The sequence below is a fragment of the Pseudobutyrivibrio ruminis genome (assembly GCF_015057245.1).
GTDB classification, from domain to species: domain Bacteria; phylum Bacillota; class Clostridia; order Lachnospirales; family Lachnospiraceae; genus Pseudobutyrivibrio; species Pseudobutyrivibrio ruminis_E.
In genome coordinates this window covers 35,965-55,364 of the sequence record NZ_SVET01000001.1, presented here as the reverse complement: position 1 = coordinate 55,364, position 19,400 = coordinate 35,965, and the positions used below count along the sequence as shown (strand labels likewise).

The window sequence follows — 19,400 nt, the reverse complement described above, 5'->3', positions numbered from 1 at the left end:
GGGGTAGAAAGTGAGTAATTTATTAAAAGTTTCTTCATCTCCACATGTCAGAGCGAAGGACGACAGTAGTATTATCATGTTATATGTGATAATTGCCCTTATGCCAACTACACTATTTGGTATTATCAATTTTGGAATTCGTGCATTATTACTTATAGCAGTATGTATCACATCTTGTGTATTATCAGAATTCTTATTTGAAAAAGCAGTAGGGAAGAAGAATACAATCGGTGATTTAAGTGCAGCTGTTACTGGACTTCTTCTTGCACTCAACTTACCACATACACTTCCTGTATGGCAGGCAGTGCTCGGTAGCGTTTTTGCAATCGTAGTTGTAAAGATGTTATTCGGCGGATTAGGTCAGAACTTCATGAACCCAGCACTTGGTGGACGTGTATTCTTGCTTATTTCATTCGCAGGAACAATGACTCATTTCGAGTACGATGGCGTTGCTGGTCCTACACCTCTTGCATCAATCGGTGGTGGAAATGTAAACACTCTCGATATGTTAATTGGTCGTACAGCAGGTACAATCGGTGAGACTAGCGCTCTTTGTATTTTGATTGGAGCAATTATTCTTATCTTGTTAGGCGTAATTGATTTAGTTATTCCTGGTGTTTACATTCTTACATTCTCCATTTTCGTTATTTTATTTGGAGGACACGGCTTAGATACAACATTCCTTGTTGCACACCTTTGTGGTGGTGGATTAATGCTTGGTGCATTCTTCATGGCAACAGATTATGTTACATCGCCAATCACACCTCTTGGCAAGGTCATTTTTGGTATTTGCCTCGGTGTTTTAACTGGTATCTTCAGATTCTTTGGAAACAGCGCAGAGGGCGTTAGCTACGCTATCATCTTCAGCAACCTTCTCGTTCCACTTATCGAAAAGATTACAGTACCTAGAGCCTTTGGAATTTCAAAGGAGGTGAAGTCTAATGAATAAATTGGTAAAAGACGCTTTAGTCCTTACCTGTATTACTCTTGTAGCAGGCTTCGCTTTAGGACTTGTATACGAAATCACAAAAGCACCTATTGAGAAAGCTCATCAGGACGCTATGAAGGAAGCATATTCGTCAGTATTTGCAGATGCAGCTTCATTTGCTGAAATTGAGGATTTCGATTCCTCAGCTGCCACAACTTACGTTAATGAGGCAGGATACAGCACAGAGACAATCGATAATTGCGTTGAGGCACTTGATGCATCAAACAATGTAATTGGATACGTTCTTACAGTTACAACATCAGCAGGATACGGCGGAAATATTACATTTTCTGTAGGTATCACAAATGATGGTATTATCAATGGCTATTCAATTACTGATATCTCAGAAACAGCTGGTCTTGGTATGAAGGCTAAAGATACAGGTGATGGTTCATTCTCAGCTCAGTTCATTAACAGAGCAGCAGAAATCTTTACAGTTACAAAGACTGGCGCATCTTCATCAAGCGAAGTAGATGCTATTTCAGCTGCCACTATAACATCGCGTGCTATGACAGGTGGTATTAATGCATGTGTCACCTACTTCGAATCTATTGTAGGAGGTGCTTCTAATGAATAAGAACCTAGAAAGAGTTTATAACGGACTTTGGAAGGAGAATCCTACCTTTGTATTAATGCTTGGTATGTGTCCAACACTTGCTGTTACCACATCAGCTATTAATGGTATTGGTATGGGTCTTTCTACAACAGTCGTTCTTGTTTTATCTAACATGCTTATTTCTGCACTTAGAAATATCATTCCAGATAGAGTGAGAATGCCAGCTTTCATCGTTGTAGTTGCATCCTTCGTTACAATTGTTCAGTTTTTGATGGAAGGTTTTACACCTTCATTATATGAATCACTTGGTATTTATATTCCACTTATCGTAGTTAACTGTATCATCTTAGGACGTGCAGAGAGCTACGCTAGCAAGAATCCAGTTATACCTTCAATGTTCGATGGTATTGGTATGGGTCTTGGTTTCACAGTAGGACTTACTCTTATTGGTATTGTCCGTGAAATCCTTGCAAACGGATCTATCTTCGGAGCAGTTATTGCACCACTTAATGATTATCACATCACATTATTTGGTCTTGCTCCTGGAGCTTTCTTCGTACTTGGTTGTCTTGTTGCCATCATGAACGTTGTTAGACGTAACATGGAAGCAAAGGGTAAGCCACTTCCAGCAGTACAGGGATGCTTAGGCCGAGATTGCTCAGGTTGTAGCTTATCAAGTGCATGCACAGGAAAGTCTTTGGTTCACAAGGCTGATGAGGTTCCACCGGTTGATCCTAAGGATGTTGCTAAGCCACAGGCTGTTCCTACAGAAACAAAACAGACTGCAAATGCAAAGAATACAGAAGATGTAGAAAAATCTGGTTCTGATTCTTCATATGCTGACGATATCGCTGGAAAGGAGGAAAAATAATGAGTTACGTAACAAGCTTAATTCTTTTATTAGTAGCTTCAGCTATTGTTAACAACGTTGTTCTTTCTCAGTTCCTTGGTCTTTGTCCATTCCTGGGAGTATCAAAGAGGGTTGAGACAGCAGCAGGTATGGGTGGAGCAGTAATCTTCGTAATTACTATTTCATCATTCGTTACATCACTTATTTATAAGTTTATTTTGGCTCCTACTGGATTTGAATATATGCAGACAATCGTTTTCATTCTTGTTATTGCTGCACTTGTTCAGTTCGTAGAGATGTTCCTTAAAAAGAGCGTACCTTCACTTTATAAGTCACTTGGTGTATACCTTCCACTTATCACAACTAACTGTGCAGTGCTTGGTACAGCTATCAATAACGTTACTAAGGAATATGATATTCTTGAGTCAGTAATTAATGGTTTTGGTGTTGCTCTTGGCTTTACAATTGCAATCGTAATCATGGCTGGCATCAGAGAAAAGATTGAATACAACGATTTTCCACAGGCTTTCAAGGGTTCAGCTATCGTTCTTGTTACAGCAGGACTTATGGCTATGGCTTTTATGGGCTTCGCTGGAGTAATTTAAGGAGGGCTAACAAATGAGTATAACAGGAATTTTACTGGCAGCTGTTATAGTTGGCGCTACCGGTTGTATAATTGGATTTTTCCTTTGCTTTTCATCTGAAAAGTTTAAGGTAGAAGTTGATCCACGTGAAGAGGCTGTTCTTGCAGTTCTTCCAGGAAATAACTGTGGTGGTTGTGGATATGCTGGATGTTCTGGCTTGGCTGCAGCTATCGCAAAGGGAGAGGCACCTGTAAATCAGTGCCCAGTTGGTGGCGCACCTGTTGCGGCTCAGATTTCTGAGATTATGGGTGTTGCTGCTGAAGAAGGTGTTCGTAAAGTTGCATTTGTAATGTGTCATGGAACATGTGAGAATGCTACTCAGCTTTACGATTACACAGGCGTCGAGGATTGTCAGGCAATGGCATATGTTCCAGGTGGCGGTCCTAAGGCTTGCTCTTATGGTTGTATGGGCTTTGGCTCTTGCGTAAAGGCTTGTCCATTTGACGCTATTCATATTGTTGACGGTGTAGCTTTAGTTGACAAAGAAGCTTGTAAGGCTTGTGGTAAGTGTGTGGCTGTATGTCCAAATCATCTTATCGAGCTTATTCCTTACGATTTTGGTCACGCTGTTCGTTGTCACAATAATGACAAGGGAAAAGATGTTATGAGCGTTTGTAAAGTTGGCTGTATTGGTTGCCACAAGTGCGAAAAGGTCTGTGAAAGTGATGCTATTCATGTTGATGGATTCTTTGCTCACATAGATCAAGATAAATGTACAAGCTGTGGCAAATGTGCAGAAGCTTGCCCAAGAAAGATCATTTTGTAAGGAGGAAATATGCGTAATAGTACAAAGAAAATTTTAGGTGTAACAATCTGTATATTACTTGCATTATTCTGTGGTTTAGCTCCACTCGTAAAGAAGGGAGCTTCTGGTAAGTCTTATGTTGCTAATGCACAAGGCTTTGGAGGTAACATCGAAGTTACAGTATTTGTTGATGGTGATACTATCACAGATATTACTTATGATGCTCCTGATGAAACACCTTCAGTAGGTGGTGTTGCACTGAGCAACTTAAAGACTCAAATTATCGAAGAACAGAACAGTAATGTAGATGTTATCGCTGGTGCTACATACAGTTCTACAGGTTTCCTTGAGGCTGTAAATGCAGCTCTTAATGAAGCTGGTGTTGTTGCTGATGGTTCTAATGGCACAAAGACTGTTGCTGAGGACTATGAAGGAAATGCTGATATAGTAGTTATCGGTGGTGGTGGAGCTGGTATGACAGCCGCTATTAGTGCTGCAGAGGAAGGAAAGAGTGTTATCCTTCTTGAGAAAAACTCAATCCTTGGTGGTAACACTGCACGTGCAAGTTCCGGTATGAACGCTGCTGAGACTCATTATGAGGAAGAGCAAGGGGTTGAGGATTCTGTTCAGTCATTTATCGATGATACAATGGCAAGTGGTAAGAACATGAACGATCCTGAGCTTGTAAAGGTGTTAGCTGAAAATTCATCAGATGCCATCGATTGGCTTGATTCTGAGGGAATCGAATTAAACGGACCTCTTGCTACTATGGGTGGTTTAAGTGCAAACCGTACACATAGACCAGTTGATGCTGACGGAAACATTATTCCAGTTGGTTCTTACCTTGTAGATAAGCTTTCTGCAAGAATGGATGAGCTTGGAATCGAAGTACACACAAACACAGCTGCTACAGAAATCATTATGGAAGATGGTAAGGCTGCAGGCGTTAAGGCTACAGGCTCATCTGGAAACAATGTTACAATTCATGCTGATGCTGTAATTGTAGCTACAGGTGGTTTCGGTGGTAACATGGATAAGGTTACAGAATATCGTCCTGACTTAGAAGGATACATTTCTACAAACGTTACTACAGCAAGTGGTGATGCAATTGATTTCTTAGGAGATCTTAACGCTGATTTTGTTGATCTTGATCAGATTCAGCTTCATCCTACAGTTGTTCCAACAGATGGTACATTAGTTGGTGAGGCACTTCGTGGTGATGGCGCTATCCTTGTAAACAAAGAAGGTCACAGATTCTTCAACGAGACAGGTACTCGAGATGAAGTATCTGCTGCAGAAATCGAGCAGCCTACAGGTAATGTATGGCTTATCGTAAACCAGGATTTGTATGAAGGTTCAGCTGTTATTTCTAAGCTTGAAAAGGGTGGATATCTTGTAAATGGTGAAACTCTTGATGATCTTGCAAAGGCAATGGATTTTGATGCTGATGCTACAGAGGCTTTAAAGGAAACAGTAGAGACATGGTCTGGTTATGTTGCATCTGGAGTAGATGAAGACTTTGGACGTGAAATCGGAGCAGTTAAGACTGATCTTTCTTCTGGTCCTTACTATGCAGTAAATGTTGGACCTGGTATCCATCACTGTATGGGTGGTGTTAAGATTAACACTTCTGCAGAGGTTATTGATACTGATGGTAATCCAATCGAAGGCTTATATGCTTGCGGTGAGGTTACTGGTGGTATCCATGGCGCTAACCGTCTCGGCGGTAATGCTGTTGCTGATATCGTTGTTTATGGTAGAATCGCAGCTGAAAGCGCAATTGAATACATTGAAAAATAATTAAGTATTTTTTATGCTCCTCGTTTTTACGGGGAGCATTTTTATTGAATATATGCCAAAATAGTGGTATTATGTACCGGATATTATTGTGGGAGAAGAATATGTACGGTGTAGATTTTACAAAAAAGAAAAGAGTAGTTGTTAAGGTTGGTTCATCAACTATAACACATGATGCAACTGGAAATATCGATTATACTAAGTTGGAGCGTTTAGTGCGTCAGCTTTGTGATTTGCGAGCTCAGGGCAAGGATGTATGCCTTGTATCTTCTGGCGCAATCGCAGTTGGCCGATATGCAATTGGTTTAAAAGAGCGTCCCGCAGATTTGGCTACAAAGCAGGCTTGTGCATCTATTGGCCAGGCTTATCTTATGTCGGTTTATCAAAAGCTTTTTTCTGAGTACAATCAAAGAGCCGGCCAGATTCTTATGACCAAGAAAACAATGACTGATCCAGAATCCAGAGAAAATGCTCGTAATACATTTGAACAGTTATTTAATCTTGGAGTTATTCCTGTCGTAAATGAAAATGATACTGTTGCAACCCATGAAATTCAGTTTGGTGATAATGATTCATTATCAGCTATCGTTGCAGCACTTGTAAAAGCTGATTCACTTATACTTTTATCCGACATAGATGGACTATATACAGATAATCCTAATACAAACCCTAATGCTGAGTTTGTGCCAGTTGTTAATGATATAGATTCAGTCTTGGATATGGCATCTTCGGATAGCACATCAAATGTCGGTACGGGAGGAATGACTGCAAAGCTTAGAGCAGCTCAAATAGCTACATATTCTGGTGCAGATATGGTCATTACAAACGGCGCACACATAGGAAATATTCATCGTATTTTCGAAAATAAAGACAAGGGCACACTCTTTACTGCAAATAAAAGAGATGATGTTCATGTATTAGATTTATTAGAGGATTAATTATGATTACAGAGAAAGATATCGCAAGAATTAATGAACTTTACCATAAGCAGAAAGGTGAAGGTCTTACTGATGCTGAAAAAGCAGAGCAGGCTAAGCTTAGAAGAGCATATATTGATGCAATCAAAGGCAACATCAGAACCCAGCTTAACAATATTGATATAGTAGACGAAGATGGTAAGGTAGAAAACCTTGGCGAAAAATATGGAAGTAAGTCAAACTAGTAATGATATTAGATTAACTTATAAAAGCATTAGAGATGGTATTTCAATTTCAGAAAGAAATCGACTGTCATCCCTTATTAGTAAAAATGTTTTGGCTCTTTTAGAATCTGATTTTAAAGGAGCTAATATTTTTTTATGCTATTATCCATTTGGAAGCGAAGTTGATTTAAAACAGTTATATTCCATTTTATTACAGCAGGGGAAGCATCTATATTTCCCGAAATGTGATAAAAAGAATCATCAGTTGTATTTCTATGAAATAGTCGATTTAGAAATGGATTTTTCTATTGGTTCATACAATATTATGGAACCAAAATCTGACATAAATTTACTTACTGATTTCAATCAGTCAATTATTTCTATAACCCCAGGGTTGATATTCGATAAAAAGCTTAATAGAATTGGTTATGGAGGCGGCTTTTATGATAGATTTTTCGAAAAGCATCCAGAAATAACGAGCATTGCGCCTTGCTTTTCAAAGCAGCTGGCGAAGACTATTCAAATCGAATCCCATGATATACCGATGGATTATATTGTTACTGAAAACTTGGTTTTGAAAGGAAGTAGATTATGACATTAATTGAGCAGGCAACAAAAGCAAAGGCAGCAAAGTACAAAGTAGCTTTATTATCTACCGAGGCTAAAAACAAAGGGATATTAGCAGTTGCTGATTCCCTTGAGAAAAATAGTGCTGATATTATTAGCGCCAATCAAATCGACATGGCTAACGGTGAGAAAAAGGGATTATCTCAGGGATTATTAGATCGATTGAAGTTAGATGAATCACGAATTAGTGGAATGGCAGAGGGATTGCGTCAGGTTGTAGAGCTTGAGGATCCAATCGGAAAAATCACCGAAGAGTGGGATAGACCTAACGGGCTTCATATAGCAAAAAGACTTGTTCCAATTGGTGTTGTTGGTGTCATTTACGAGGCACGACCAAATGTTACTGCAGACGTATTTGGTCTTTGTTTTAAAACTGGCAATGCAACTATATTAAAAGGCGGCTCTGATGCTCTTGAATCAAACAAGGCTATCGTAAAGATTATCAGGGATACTCTTATGAAGGAAAACCTTCCGGTTGATGCTATTACATTAATCGAAGATACTACAAGAGAGTCTACAAATCAGCTTATGCGAATGAACGGATATGTAGACGTTCTTATTCCTCGAGGGGGAGCTGGACTTATTAAATCAGTTGTAGAAAATGCTTCTGTTCCTGTAATTGAAACAGGTTCTGGCAACTGCCATATTTATGTTGATTATGATGCAGATATCGATATGGCTATATCTATTATCGAAAATGCAAAAACACAGAGAATTGGTGTATGTAACGCCTGTGAATCTCTTGTTATACATAAAGATATAGCAGCCAAGCTACTTCCTGCTCTAAACGCAAAGCTAAAAGAGCACGGCGTACAAATATTTGCTGATGCAGAATCAAAGCAATACCTTGATGGCTCGTTAGATGCAACAGAAGAAGATTTTGGTAAGGAATATTTAGATTATATAATTTCAGTTAAAACTGTTTCTTCAGTAGAAGAGGCAATTGAACATATCAATAAGTATAACACTGGCCATTCAGAATCAATCATTACCAATGACGAAGCTAATGCCAATGCATTCTTGGATGGTATTGATGCATCCTGTGTTTATGTTAATGCTTCAACCAGATTTACAGATGGATTTGAGTTTGGTTTTGGAGCAGAAATAGGAATTAGCACACAAAAACTTCACGCAAGAGGCCCAATGGGACTTTTAGCATTAACAAGTTATAAATATACAATCCGTGGTAACGGACAAATTAGAAAATAGTTAGGAATTAAAATGAGTATTACAGATTTATTAAACAATGCTCCAACAGAGGAGCCAGAACGCCAATATTATTTCATTAAGGAGGCTGCAAAAATTGTAGCTAAAAGAGAAGAAGAGCTTGGAAGAAAGCTTACTTGCTGTGTTGTTACATTTGGTTGCCAGATGAACGCAAGAGATTCTGAGAAGCTTCTTGGTGTTCTTAAGGAAATTGGTTATGAAGAAACAACAGATGAGAATGCTGATTTTGTAATTTACAATACATGTACTGTTAGAGAGAATGCAAATAACAAGGTGTACGGTCATCTTGGTATTCTTCACGGTTACAAGAAAAAGAATAAGAATATGATGATTGGTCTCTGCGGTTGTATGATGCAGGAGCCTACTGTTATCGAGCATTTACAGAACAACTACAAATTTGTAGATTTAATCTTTGGAACACACAACCTTTACAAGTTTGCGGAGTTATTTACAACAGCGTTACTTAATAAAAAAGGTATGATTATTGATATATGGAAGGATACCGACAAAATCGTAGAGAACCTTCCAATTTCTAGAAAATACCCATTCAAATCTGGTGTAAATATCAGTTTCGGATGTAATAATTTCTGTACATATTGCATCGTACCTTATGTTAGAGGTAGAGAACGTTCTAGAAAGCCAGAGGATATCGTTAACGAAATTAAAGCATTGGTGGCAGATGGCGTAGTTGAAATTATGCTTCTTGGTCAGAATGTTAACTCATACGGCGTAGGCCTTGAAGAAAAGGTTACCTTCGCAGAGCTTCTTAAAATGGTTAATGATATTGAGGGGCTTGAGCGAATTCGTTTCATGACTCCTCATCCAAAGGATTTATCAGATGACCTTATTGAGGCAATGGCTACACTTCCAAAAGTATGTAAGCACATGCATTTACCTCTTCAGTCAGGAAGTAGTGAAATTCTTAAGAAAATGAACAGACGTTATACAAAGGAGCATTATCTTGGCTTAGTAGAAAAGCTTAGAGCTCGCATCCCTGATGTAGCGATTACTACAGATATTATCGTTGGCTTCCCTGGTGAAACAGAGGAAGATTTCCTTGAGACAATGGACGTAGTAGATAAAGTTCATTATGACAGTGCATTTACATTTATCTATTCAAAACGTACTGGAACTCCAGCCGCTACAATGGATAATCAGGTTCCAGAAGACGTAATCAAAGATAGATTTGATAGATTACTTGCCTTAGTACAAAAACATGGACATGAAAAAGTTAAATCACTTGAAGGCACCGTTCAAAAAGTACTTGTTGAAGAAGTAAATGAGCAGGATTCTTCATTGGTATCAGGCAAGCTTGAAAACAATACAACAGTACATTTTCCAGGAGATGCATCTTTGATTGGAAAAATCGTTGAGGTTAAGTTAAACTGTTGTAAAGGATTTTATTTTATTGGGGAGAAAAAATGATAGCATTCATTCGAGGCACACTTACAGATATTGATGGCAACGTCATTATCGTTGACAATAATGGAATAGGTTATGGTGTTAATTCTTCAATGAATACCATTGGCAGTCTTCCTGCCATTGGCTCAGAAATCAAGCTTAACACCAAGCTGATTCCAAAAGAGGATTCTCTTACTTTATATGGATTCTATGACAAGGAGGAGCTTAAGATGTTTGAGCTTCTTCTTTCTGTCAGCGGAATTGGACCTAAGGGAGCGCTTGCAATCCTTAGCTCCATGACCGTTTCAGATATTCGATTTGCTGTGGCAGGTGGCGATTCAAAGGCCTTTGCTAAAGTTCCTGGAGTAGGAAAGAAAACAGCAGAACGAGCAATAATCGATTTAAAGGATAAAGTTGATATTGTTGATGCGTTCGAAGGTAAGCTTTCGGCTGGGCAGACTAAGATTGCCACTACTTCAACCGTAAAAGAAGAAGTATTAGAAGCACTTGTAGCACTTGGCTATTCACCAAGCAACGCTGCTAGAGCATTAGATAAGATGACAATAACAGACTCCACAACCACTGAACAGTTGCTTTCCGATACATTAAAACAGATGTCATTTATTTAAAGGTGAGAATATATGCTTTCAAACAAACAAATAACTTCTACAATTGCATCTCACGAGGATTTAGTTACAGATAACGCTCTTAGGCCAAAGAGCTTTGATGGCTACATTGGTCAGAATAAAGTCAAAGAGAACATGCAAATATATATTGAGGCTGCAAAAAAGCGTGGCGAGGCACTGGATCATGTACTTTTATATGGACCTCCTGGCCTTGGAAAAACCACTCTTGCAGGGATTGTAGCTTCAGAGATGAATTCAAATATAAAAGTTACATCTGGCCCAGCAATTACTATACCGGGTGAGATAGTAGCAGTTCTTATGACTTTAAAGGATGGTGATGTTTTATTTATCGATGAAATTCATCGTCTTTCAAAGCCAGTAGAAGAGACTTTATATTCCGCAATGGAAGATTTTGCTGTAGATATTGTTATGGGCAAGGACACTACAGCCCGTTCAATTCATACAAAATTACCACGTTTCACTTTAATAGGAGCCACAACAAGACCTGGTCTTTTGTCCGCTCCACTTCGTGACAGATTCGGAATAATCGGCCATATGGATTATTACACTCCAGAGGAGCTGTCTACAATCGTTACAGCATCTGCAGGAAAGCTTGATGCTCCTATTGATTATGAGGGGGCATACCAAATTGCTCTTAGATCAAGAGGGACCCCACGTTTGGCCAATAGATACTTGAAACGAGTTAGGGATTACGCTGAAGTTAAATTTGATGGTGTTATCACAAAGGATGTAGCTGCCGCAACACTAGATTCTTTAGAGGTTGACACCTTAGGATTAGATAATAACGATAGGAATATTTTGCTTGCAATTATTGAACGTTTTAACGGAGGACCAGTAGGTCTTGATAATCTTGCTGCTACAGTAGGAGAGGATTCAGGCACAATCGAGGATGTTTACGAACCATATTTGCTTCAAAATGGCCTAATTATTCGTACTCCAAAGGGACGAGTTGCAACAAAAGAAGCATACGAACATTTTCACATGCCAATTCCAGAAAATGTAATGTGAAATCTTGTTTTTATGCAAAATAATATATATAATTATAATTGATTTTTACAGGGAGGATGCGGTATATGGTTTCCGAGAAGAGCGCAAAAGTGCTTATAGGCGGAAAAGTTTATACGTTGAGCGGTTACGAAGAGGAGGAATATCTTCAGAAGGTTGCCAACTACATAAATTCAAAGCTTGACGAGTTTAATTCAATAGACGATTACAAGCGTATTTCTGCTGATTTAAAGGCTACTTTGCTTGAGCTAAATATTGCTGACGATTACTTCAAGGCGAAGACCCAGGTTGAATCCCTTGAATCTGATTTAGATATTCGTGATAAAGAAATTTATAATCTCAAACACGATTTAATATCAGCACAGCTTAAGACAGAAACTTTAGAAGAAACAATTACAAAGCTTGAAAGGGAGAACAAGGAGCTTCTTCTTCACAAGACAAAGCTTGAGGCTTCCCTAGAGGATGCCCTTCTAGGTTCTATTTCAGATGAATAATAATTGGGTCCCTTGATGGGGCCCTTATTTTTTGAGGATATCTATGAATAAATTAGAATTACTTTCGCCAGCAGGCGATTTACAAATATTTAAGGCTGCTATCAATTCAGGAGCTGATGCAGTTTATTTTGGTGGTGATTTGTTTGGTGCCAGAGCATATGCTAAGAACTTCTCAATCGAAGACGCCAAAGAGGCTATCAAATATGCTCATTTACATGGGGCGAAGGCTTATCTTACTGTTAATACATTGCTTAAAAATCTTGAAATCGAAGGCAAGTTATACGAATACCTAAAAGCATACGTGGAAAATGGAATCGATGCATTTATCGTTCAGGATTTTGGTGTATTTAATTTCATAAGAACATATTTCCCAGATACTCATATTCATGTGAGCACTCAGACTAGTCTTTGTACCGAATATGGTGCCAAATACTTTGAGGATTTAGGCGCATCTCGTATTGTTACAGCTCGTGAGATATCTATCAATGAGATTAGCAGAATTCATAGTGCTTGCCCTGATTTGGAAATCGAGTCTTTTGTGCATGGTGCACTTTGTGTTTGCTATTCCGGACAGTGCTTAATGTCATCAATTTTAGGTGGAAGATCTGGTAACAGAGGAAGATGTGCTCAGCCTTGTAGACTTCCATACGAAGCTTTTGATGATAAAAATAATAAACTTAACAAAAAAGGAAATTACATCCTTAGTCCTAAGGATTTTTGTACTATAAAGTATCTTCCTGAAATGATTGAAGCAGGTGTAATGTCTTTTAAAATCGAAGGAAGAATGAAGCAGATAGACTATGCAACTGGAGTTTTATCTGTATATAGACATTATATAGATCAGTATTTGTATAAGGGTGCTGCTAATTATTCTGTATCAGATCAGGACATAACACGTCTTTTAAATTCAGGAAACAGAAGTGGATTTACAGATTTATATTTGCATTCCCACAACGGCCCTGAAATGATGACTTTCGAGGCCCCATCCCATACAAAAGCAGAATCTACTAATGCAGAAATACTAGAAAGAAAAATAAAAGTTAACTGCAAGGTTAGTGCAAATCTAGGAAAAGAGCTTCAGGTTACTTTCATGGATGATAACGGAAATGAAGGTAAATTTACAGGAAGTGTTATTGAAAAAGCTCAAAATAGAGCCACCAGCAAAGAAGATATCGTAAAAGCGGTATCTGGTCTGGGAAATACATCATTTGAAATTGATAAATTAAACATTGATTATGATGACGATATTTTCTTGCCTGTTTCAGCTTTGAAGAATGCAAGAAGAGAAGCCATTGCAAAGCTTACTGCTATATTATCTACTGAGAAGAATAAAATAGTAGTTCCATTTGAGGAATTAAAGGTTCCTAGCAATATTCAGGCTTCACCAAAGGCTTTCATCACATTGCTAAAAGAAGAGCAGATTAAAGCATTGAAAAACTTTGATTTTATTGATGCTATTGCGGTTCCATCCCATTTATTTGAGACTGCAAAACAATATTTTTCTGGCAAAGTATATATTTACCTGCCAGCAGTATTTAGAACCAGCAAAATCAAGTCTTTAGATATAGACGATAGCGCAGACGGTGTAATAGCAGCAAGCTACGATGAGCTAGGTTATTTATCTAGCATTAATTATCCTCAGAAAAAAGTAATACTGGACCACAGGTTATATACCTTCAATAACAGAAGTGTTAAAGCATTTGAAAAGCTTGGATTCAATTATAGCTGTATCCCTTATGAGCTTTCATTAAAGGAATTAAAGCACAGAGATAATCATAATTCTCAGATGATTATTTACAGCCGTATTCCTATGATGATTACAGCTAATTGCACTGTTAAGAACACTATCGGATGTAAAAAGGCTAACAGCCAGATTACACTAGTAGACCGAAAAAATGAAAGCTTCATTGTAGCATGTGACTGTAATAACTGTTACAACACTATCTACAACAGCAAGAGATATATGGCATTTGATTTAAAGGATGAATTGCTTTCTCTTGGTGTCAAAGAATTCAGATTGGATTTCACTGTTGAGTCTGAATCAGAAACCGAAGAAATACTTAATCTTTATAAAGATGTATTTATCAAGAATCAACCTTTTAAATTCAAAGAAGACTTTACTAAAGGACATTTAAAAAGAGGGGTAGAATAACGTTGGTTAGCGTTCTGATAACTTTTTCCAGAATAACAATTTTAATCTTTGTAATGGTGTTTACACTATTAGATGTTATACAGATATTTGAGGCAAAAATCGGTGAAGATTTATCAGGGATTTTATCTACTATTCAAGCTATCATGGTAGTCTGTTTTCTGATAAACGGCTCCGTCATTTTATACTATGTAAAAGAAGACCCTAGAATTATTCTTTTGGTTATCTTTCAGCTGGCTTTATTTGTTGCAATAAGCATATCAATGACCAAACTAAACTATGGCAAATCTGGAGCTCTTTTAAATAATATGTTGATGCTTCTAAGCTTTAGTTTTATTGCACTAGAAAGACTTGATATGAGCAGGGCAACCAGACAGTTTGTTTTTGCCATTGCTTCTGCAGGATTTGCTATATTAGCTATGCTGGTACTTAAAAACATCAAGCATATCAATCGAAAGCTATTTATTTTTGCCCTTGTTGGCATAGCGCTTCTTTTAATAGTGCATTTCACAGGAAAGGTGGAGTATGGCGCAAAGCTATCCCTTTCCTTTGGAAGCATAAGCATACAGCCTAGTGAATTTGTAAAGCTTACTTATCTATTCTTTATCAGCGGTTGTATAGTGACTTACAAAGATATGCGCGGCTTTTTGTTTTCTACAATAGGCGCAGGGCTGCATGTTTTAGTCCTTGTATTCTCGAAAGATTTAGGAACAGCTATGATATTTCTTGTTGCCTATGTTTTTATCATTTTCATAGCTTACAAGAATTATATTGTTTTATCGTTGGAATTTATTGTAGCTTTTGCTGGTGGAATATTCGCATACAATAGATTTCCGCATATACAATCCAGATTTATTGCATGGTCTGACCCATTATCAGTTATCGATGATAAAGGATATCAAATTACACAGTCATTATTCGCAATAGGATCTGGAGGATGGTTCGGCTCTGGACTCACAAATGGTCAGCCAAATAAGATACCGGTTGTTACCAAGGACTTCATATTTGCAGCTATTTCAGAGGAATTAGGAGCAGTTGTAGCTATATGCTTAATAGTTATTGTAATGTGCACCAGCATTATGCTTTTTAATAGAGCTTTTGCATGTTATAACAGCTTCTATATGTTGGTTATCAATGGAATTGCAATTATTTTTTCGATTCAAGCTATATTAAATATTGGTGGCGTAATCAAATTTATACCATCCACAGGTGTCACCTTACCTTTTATCAGCTATGGTGGCAGCTCGCTACTTTCAATGTTTATTTGTTTCTACATCGCACAGTGTTCTGATGAATTAATATATATAAACAAAGGCAGAAGACGTTATGACTAAAAAGAAGACTACTAAGAAAGCAATCAGAAAAGAAATATATGTTATAGCAATCATGTTTGCCATGGTCTTTATTGCTATGATTGTCTACCTTTCTTATTACGTGAAAGAAGGAGCAAAAGATTTCATATATAATTCTTATAATTCAAGATTTTCTGCTTTTTCAGATGATGTAACCAGAGGTAGCATATATACCGCTGATGGGCATATTATAGCCAAAACAAGCTACGACGATTCTAAGCAAGAAATACGTGTATATCCAGACGAAAGGCTGTTTAGCCACGCTGTAGGCTATGTAGACCAAGGTATGGCAGGTCTAGAGGCGTATTATTCATTTGATCTGCTGAAAAGCCACATTTCACTTAAGGATCAGATTAATAATAATCTCAGTGGCAAAAAAAGTCCTGGTGATGATTTATATACGACATTTGATTATGAAACACAGCTTGCTGCTTACGAAGGCATGGGAATGTATGACGGTGCAGTAATAGCAATCGAGCCTTCTACAGGAAAAGTAATTGCGATGGTATCAAAACCTGATTACGATCCAAACACAATTGCAACATACTGGGATGACATAAATAGTGAGTCAAACACTAAATCTGCGCTTTTAAATAGAGCTACACAAGGAGCGTATCCACCAGGCTCAACATTTAAAATTGTCACCACCATTGCCTATTTAAGAGCAAATAACGGTAATTCGGATTTTAGTTATAATTGTAATGGGTCCCTTAAAGTAGGAGATTATACAATTCATTGTAGTAGTAATGAGTCTCACGGTTCGGAGAATCTATTAAAAGCATTTTCCAACTCATGCAATAGCGCTTATGCATATATGGGAATCAATCTTGATAAAGATGAATTCACTGAAACAGCAGAAGAATTGTTATTTAACGATACATTACCTACTCAGATTGAAGCCACTAAAGCATCTAGTTTTTCTCTTTCAAATAGTGACGATAAGCTTGTTGCTCAAACAGCCATAGGTCAAGGTAACACCACAGTTTCGCCTCTTCATATGTGTATGCTCGTTTCCGCAATCGCCAACGGTGGTGAGTTGATGGAACCATATTACGCAGATAAGTTGGTAAGCGCCGAAGGCAATATTGTTAGTCAGACAGACGAAAAGAGCTACGGACAAATTATGTCCGATTCTGAGGTAGATTTACTAAATGAATACATGGAAGCTGTTGTAATGGACGGAACCGCTGATAGCGTAGATTTCGGTGAATTAAAAGTTTATGGCAAAACTGGAACAGCAGAGTATACAACTAATAAAAGTATGACTCATTCCTGGTTCGTAGGATATGCGACAGATAGTACTGGAAAAGAACTGGCTATTGCTGTTATAATGGAGGGAGCAGGATATGGAAGTAAGCATGCAGCTCCATTGGCAGCAAAGGTTTTTGATGCATATTTCCAATAACACACTATCTTAGAAAAATAAAATCAAGATATGGTGAAAAAATCATTGCAATTTACAATTTGCTTTGCTATAATTCGATTGTTGCGTTTAGTCAATGCAATTTGTTTTTGAAATAAATTACAAGGAGGTGCAATCATGGCAAAATGTGCAGTTTGTGGAAAAGGCGCTCATTTCGGTAACAATGTGAGCCATTCTCATAGAAGATCCAATCATATGTGGAAGTCTAATGTGAAGTCCGTTAAGTGTAATGTGAATGGAACACCTAAGAAGTTATATGTATGTACTTCTTGTTTACGTTCTGGCAAGGTTGAGCGTGCTTAATCTTACACACGATATTGAAAGTCACTCGGAAGGGTGGCTTTTATTTTTTGTTTTAGGCATTAATCCTTACTTTCATTTTTAGTAAACATAGTATATAATGTTCTCATCATGAGTAAATATGCGAATTTGGAGGTAATTTTATGCAAGGTCAAATGGAAACAGAGCTTGGTAAGATTGTTATAGACACAGATGTTATTGCTACTTATGCCGGTTCAGTTGCAGTAGAGTGCTTCGGCATTGTAGGCATGGCTGCTGTCAATATGAAAGATGGCTTGGTTAAGCTTCTCAAGAAAGATTATTTAAATCACGGAATTAGTGTCAATATCAATGAGGACAACACAATTTCGTTAGATTTTCATGTTATTGTTTCATATGGTGTTAGCGTTGCTGCAGTAGCAGAGAACCTCATCGAAACAGTAAAATATAAAGTTTCGTCTTTTACTGGTTTAACTGTTGATACAATCAATATCTACGTTGAAGGCGTAAGAGTTATTGACTAAGGAGGATTTATACGTGGAGATTCAAACTATCGATGCGTCTTTATTATCAAAGATGTTCCTTTCGGGCGCAAAAAATCTTGAATCTAAAAAGGAATGGATTAACGAATTAAACGTTTTCCCAGTTCCTGATGGTGATACAGGTACAAATATGACTATGACTATCATGTCAGCAGCAAATGCTGTAATGGAGCTTCAGGATCCAGACATGAAGACATTGTCTAAGGCTATTTCATCTGGCTCACTTAGAGGCGCAAGAGGTAATTCAGGTGTTATTTTGTCTCAGCTTTTCCGTGGTTTTACAAAGGTTATTTCAAGCCACGACGAAGTTGATATTCCACTTTTAAATGAGGCCTTTGAAAAGGCTGTTCAGACTGCTTACAAGGCAGTTATGCAACCAAAGGAAGGTACAATTCTTACAGTTGCCCGCGCTGCTGCTGACAAGGCTGCAGAGATGGCTACAAAGACAGACAATATCGTAGAATTTGCTGAAGCTGTTATCGCAGAAGCAGAGGATACACTTGCAAGAACTCCAGATATGCTTCCAGTTTTGAAGCAGGCTGGCGTTGTAGATTCAGGCGGACAGGGTCTTGTTCAGGTTCTTAAGGGTGCTTACGATGCCCTTATTGGTAAGGAAGTAGACTACTCTACAGAAGCTGTAGAGGCTCCAAAGGCTAAGCCAGCCATTTCTAAGTATGCTGTTGAATTCGTTATCGAATCTGAGAAGCCACTTGCTTCATACCAGATCAAAGAATTAAAAGCTAAGTTAGAGAAGTTAGCATCTGGAAAGGTTTCTGATCTTACAATCACAGAGACAAATTCTGATGAAGTAGTATTCTCTAGCGAAAAAGAAGATGTTAAGGAAGAAGCTCCTAAGTTTACAGAGCCAGCAAAGGAAATGGGATTCGTTTCAATTGCTACAGGCGAAGGCCTTACATCTATCTTTACAGAGCTTGGCTGTGACTACATGATTCCAGGTGGTCAGACAATGAACCCTTCTACAGACGATATCCTTTCAGCAGTAGAAAAGGTTAATGCAAAGACTGTATTTGTTTTACCAAACAATAAAAATATCATTCTCGCAGCAAATCAGGCAGCTGCTATTTGTGAGGATAAAAAGATTATCGTTATCCCTACAAAGACAATCCCTCAGGGAATTACAGCTCTTATTTCATTCGCTGCAGACGCTAGCGTTGAAGATAACCAGGCTGCCATGACAGAGGAAATCTCTAATGTTAAGACTGGTCAGGTTACATACGCTGTTCGTGATACTGTTATTGATGACAAAGAAATCAGAAAAGACGACTGGATGGGTATGGGTGATTCGGGCCTCCTTTCTGTAAATGCTGATATTTCAACTGCATTCCTCGAGATGATCGACGAGATGGTTTCTGATGATTCCGCTGTAGTTTCTATCTACTGGGGTGAAGGTTCAAATCAGGATGATGCTCAGGCACTTGGCGACAAGGTACTTGAGAAGTATCCAGATCTTGAAGTTGAAATTTCAGAAGGCGGACAGGCTGTTTACGCATACATCGTTTCAGTGGAGTAATA

At 38.1% G+C, this 19,400-nt stretch carries 20 protein-coding genes; all 20 read left to right on the top strand.

What is annotated here, in order from left to right; genetic code table 11:
* Positions 1-10: 10 nt before the first annotated feature.
* The 20 genes from E7274_RS00310 (at position 11) to E7274_RS00215 (ending at position 19,398) form a co-directional block, all read left to right on the top strand.
* Positions 11-949 carry an RnfABCDGE type electron transport complex subunit D gene (locus E7274_RS00310; protein ID WP_081821939.1) on the top strand — a complete coding sequence of 313 codons (939 nt, stop codon included), beginning with the start codon at positions 11-13 and terminating at the stop codon, positions 947-949.
* On the top strand, positions 942-1,565 hold the full coding sequence (locus E7274_RS00305) for an RnfABCDGE type electron transport complex subunit G (RefSeq protein ID WP_304172780.1): 624 nt from the start codon (positions 942-944) through the stop codon (positions 1,563-1,565). The genes E7274_RS00310 and E7274_RS00305 overlap by 8 nt, the downstream gene beginning before the upstream one ends.
* Positions 1,558-2,415 (top strand): electron transport complex subunit RsxE, encoded by an 858-nt coding sequence (gene rsxE / locus E7274_RS00300; RefSeq protein WP_304172778.1) that lies wholly within the window; start codon positions 1,558-1,560, stop codon positions 2,413-2,415. The genes E7274_RS00305 and rsxE overlap by 8 nt, the downstream gene beginning before the upstream one ends.
* The gene (rsxA, locus tag E7274_RS00295; protein ID WP_033154153.1) at positions 2,415-2,999 is read left to right on the top strand and encodes an electron transport complex subunit RsxA; all 585 of its coding nucleotides are present in this window, start codon (positions 2,415-2,417) and stop codon (positions 2,997-2,999) included. Before rsxE ends, rsxA begins: the two co-directional genes overlap by 1 nt.
* 13 nt (positions 3,000-3,012) lie before the next feature.
* Positions 3,013-3,804 (top strand): RnfABCDGE type electron transport complex subunit B, encoded by a 792-nt coding sequence (locus tag E7274_RS00290; protein ID WP_033154152.1) that lies wholly within the window; start codon positions 3,013-3,015, stop codon positions 3,802-3,804.
* Positions 3,805-3,813: 9 nt separating this feature from the next.
* Positions 3,814-5,583: a flavocytochrome c gene (locus E7274_RS00285; RefSeq protein WP_304172776.1), complete on the top strand. Its 1,770-nt coding sequence runs from the start codon at positions 3,814-3,816 to the stop codon at positions 5,581-5,583.
* Positions 5,584-5,684: 101 nt separating this feature from the next.
* Positions 5,685-6,518: a glutamate 5-kinase gene (gene proB / locus E7274_RS00280; protein WP_304172774.1), complete on the top strand. Its 834-nt coding sequence runs from the start codon at positions 5,685-5,687 to the stop codon at positions 6,516-6,518.
* Between the two features lie 2 nt (positions 6,519-6,520).
* Positions 6,521-6,742 (top strand): DUF896 domain-containing protein, encoded by a 222-nt coding sequence (locus E7274_RS00275; RefSeq protein WP_177175553.1) that lies wholly within the window; start codon positions 6,521-6,523, stop codon positions 6,740-6,742.
* Positions 6,723-7,316: a 5-formyltetrahydrofolate cyclo-ligase gene (locus tag E7274_RS00270; protein ID WP_304172772.1), complete on the top strand. Its 594-nt coding sequence runs from the start codon at positions 6,723-6,725 to the stop codon at positions 7,314-7,316. The genes E7274_RS00275 and E7274_RS00270 overlap by 20 nt, the downstream gene beginning before the upstream one ends.
* Positions 7,313-8,557: a glutamate-5-semialdehyde dehydrogenase gene (locus E7274_RS00265; protein WP_304172771.1), complete on the top strand. Its 1,245-nt coding sequence runs from the start codon at positions 7,313-7,315 to the stop codon at positions 8,555-8,557. Before E7274_RS00270 ends, E7274_RS00265 begins: the two co-directional genes overlap by 4 nt.
* A 12-nt stretch (positions 8,558-8,569) precedes the next feature.
* Complete coding sequence (miaB, locus tag E7274_RS00260; protein WP_304172769.1) at positions 8,570-10,000, top strand: tRNA (N6-isopentenyl adenosine(37)-C2)-methylthiotransferase MiaB; 1,431 nt, start codon at positions 8,570-8,572, stop codon at positions 9,998-10,000.
* The gene (gene ruvA / locus E7274_RS00255; RefSeq protein ID WP_044934530.1) at positions 9,997-10,605 is read left to right on the top strand and encodes a Holliday junction branch migration protein RuvA; all 609 of its coding nucleotides are present in this window, start codon (positions 9,997-9,999) and stop codon (positions 10,603-10,605) included. The genes miaB and ruvA overlap by 4 nt, the downstream gene beginning before the upstream one ends.
* Positions 10,606-10,617: 12 nt before the next feature.
* Complete coding sequence (gene ruvB, locus E7274_RS00250) at positions 10,618-11,631, top strand: Holliday junction branch migration DNA helicase RuvB (protein WP_033154145.1); 1,014 nt, start codon at positions 10,618-10,620, stop codon at positions 11,629-11,631.
* Between the two features lie 65 nt (positions 11,632-11,696).
* Positions 11,697-12,122 (top strand): cell division protein ZapA, encoded by a 426-nt coding sequence (locus E7274_RS00245; protein ID WP_033154144.1) that lies wholly within the window; start codon positions 11,697-11,699, stop codon positions 12,120-12,122.
* A gap of 43 nt (positions 12,123-12,165) precedes the next feature.
* Complete coding sequence (locus E7274_RS00240; protein ID WP_304172767.1) at positions 12,166-14,274, top strand: U32 family peptidase; 2,109 nt, start codon at positions 12,166-12,168, stop codon at positions 14,272-14,274.
* A 2-nt stretch (positions 14,275-14,276) separates the two neighbouring features.
* The gene (locus E7274_RS00235; RefSeq protein WP_304172765.1) at positions 14,277-15,605 is read left to right on the top strand and encodes an FtsW/RodA/SpoVE family cell cycle protein; all 1,329 of its coding nucleotides are present in this window, start codon (positions 14,277-14,279) and stop codon (positions 15,603-15,605) included.
* Positions 15,598-17,028, top strand: a complete 1,431-nt coding sequence (locus E7274_RS00230) for a peptidoglycan D,D-transpeptidase FtsI family protein (protein ID WP_304172763.1) — start codon at positions 15,598-15,600, stop codon at positions 17,026-17,028. The genes E7274_RS00235 and E7274_RS00230 overlap by 8 nt, the downstream gene beginning before the upstream one ends.
* 135 nt (positions 17,029-17,163) lie before the next feature.
* Positions 17,164-17,349 carry a 50S ribosomal protein L28 gene (rpmB, locus tag E7274_RS00225; protein WP_015549663.1) on the top strand — a complete coding sequence of 62 codons (186 nt, stop codon included), beginning with the start codon at positions 17,164-17,166 and terminating at the stop codon, positions 17,347-17,349.
* Positions 17,350-17,489: 140 nt separating this feature from the next.
* The gene (locus E7274_RS00220) at positions 17,490-17,849 is read left to right on the top strand and encodes an Asp23/Gls24 family envelope stress response protein (RefSeq protein WP_033154141.1); all 360 of its coding nucleotides are present in this window, start codon (positions 17,490-17,492) and stop codon (positions 17,847-17,849) included.
* 13 nt (positions 17,850-17,862) lie between these two features.
* A complete protein-coding gene (locus E7274_RS00215; RefSeq protein ID WP_304172762.1) occupies positions 17,863-19,398 on the top strand; it encodes a DAK2 domain-containing protein in 1,536 nt (511 codons plus the stop codon).
* Positions 19,399-19,400 lie beyond the last annotated feature (2 nt).

What these genes read in the sequence shown, in the direction of transcription:
- rsxA (WP_033154153.1), top strand. Translation starts at nt 2,415, where the DNA reads ATGAGTTACGTAACAAGCTTAATTCTTTTATTAGTAGCTTCAGCTATT.
- rpmB (WP_015549663.1), top strand. Translation starts at nt 17,164, where the DNA reads ATGGCAAAATGTGCAGTTTGTGGAAAAGGCGCTCATTTCGGTAACAAT.
- E7274_RS00245 (WP_033154144.1), top strand. Translation starts at nt 11,697, where the DNA reads ATGGTTTCCGAGAAGAGCGCAAAAGTGCTTATAGGCGGAAAAGTTTAT.
- E7274_RS00305 (WP_304172780.1), top strand. Translation starts at nt 942, where the DNA reads ATGAATAAATTGGTAAAAGACGCTTTAGTCCTTACCTGTATTACTCTT.
- ruvB (WP_033154145.1), top strand. Translation starts at nt 10,618, where the DNA reads ATGCTTTCAAACAAACAAATAACTTCTACAATTGCATCTCACGAGGAT.
- E7274_RS00270 (WP_304172772.1), top strand. Translation starts at nt 6,723, where the DNA reads ATGGAAGTAAGTCAAACTAGTAATGATATTAGATTAACTTATAAAAGC.
- E7274_RS00275 (WP_177175553.1), top strand. Translation starts at nt 6,521, where the DNA reads ATGATTACAGAGAAAGATATCGCAAGAATTAATGAACTTTACCATAAG.
- E7274_RS00290 (WP_033154152.1), top strand. Translation starts at nt 3,013, where the DNA reads ATGAGTATAACAGGAATTTTACTGGCAGCTGTTATAGTTGGCGCTACC.
- E7274_RS00230 (WP_304172763.1), top strand. Translation starts at nt 15,598, where the DNA reads ATGACTAAAAAGAAGACTACTAAGAAAGCAATCAGAAAAGAAATATAT.
- E7274_RS00285 (WP_304172776.1), top strand. Translation starts at nt 3,814, where the DNA reads ATGCGTAATAGTACAAAGAAAATTTTAGGTGTAACAATCTGTATATTA.
- E7274_RS00265 (WP_304172771.1), top strand. Translation starts at nt 7,313, where the DNA reads ATGACATTAATTGAGCAGGCAACAAAAGCAAAGGCAGCAAAGTACAAA.
- rsxE (WP_304172778.1), top strand. Translation starts at nt 1,558, where the DNA reads ATGAATAAGAACCTAGAAAGAGTTTATAACGGACTTTGGAAGGAGAAT.
- E7274_RS00220 (WP_033154141.1), top strand. Translation starts at nt 17,490, where the DNA reads ATGCAAGGTCAAATGGAAACAGAGCTTGGTAAGATTGTTATAGACACA.
- miaB (WP_304172769.1), top strand. Translation starts at nt 8,570, where the DNA reads ATGAGTATTACAGATTTATTAAACAATGCTCCAACAGAGGAGCCAGAA.
- proB (WP_304172774.1), top strand. Translation starts at nt 5,685, where the DNA reads ATGTACGGTGTAGATTTTACAAAAAAGAAAAGAGTAGTTGTTAAGGTT.
- E7274_RS00240 (WP_304172767.1), top strand. Translation starts at nt 12,166, where the DNA reads ATGAATAAATTAGAATTACTTTCGCCAGCAGGCGATTTACAAATATTT.
- ruvA (WP_044934530.1), top strand. Translation starts at nt 9,997, where the DNA reads ATGATAGCATTCATTCGAGGCACACTTACAGATATTGATGGCAACGTC.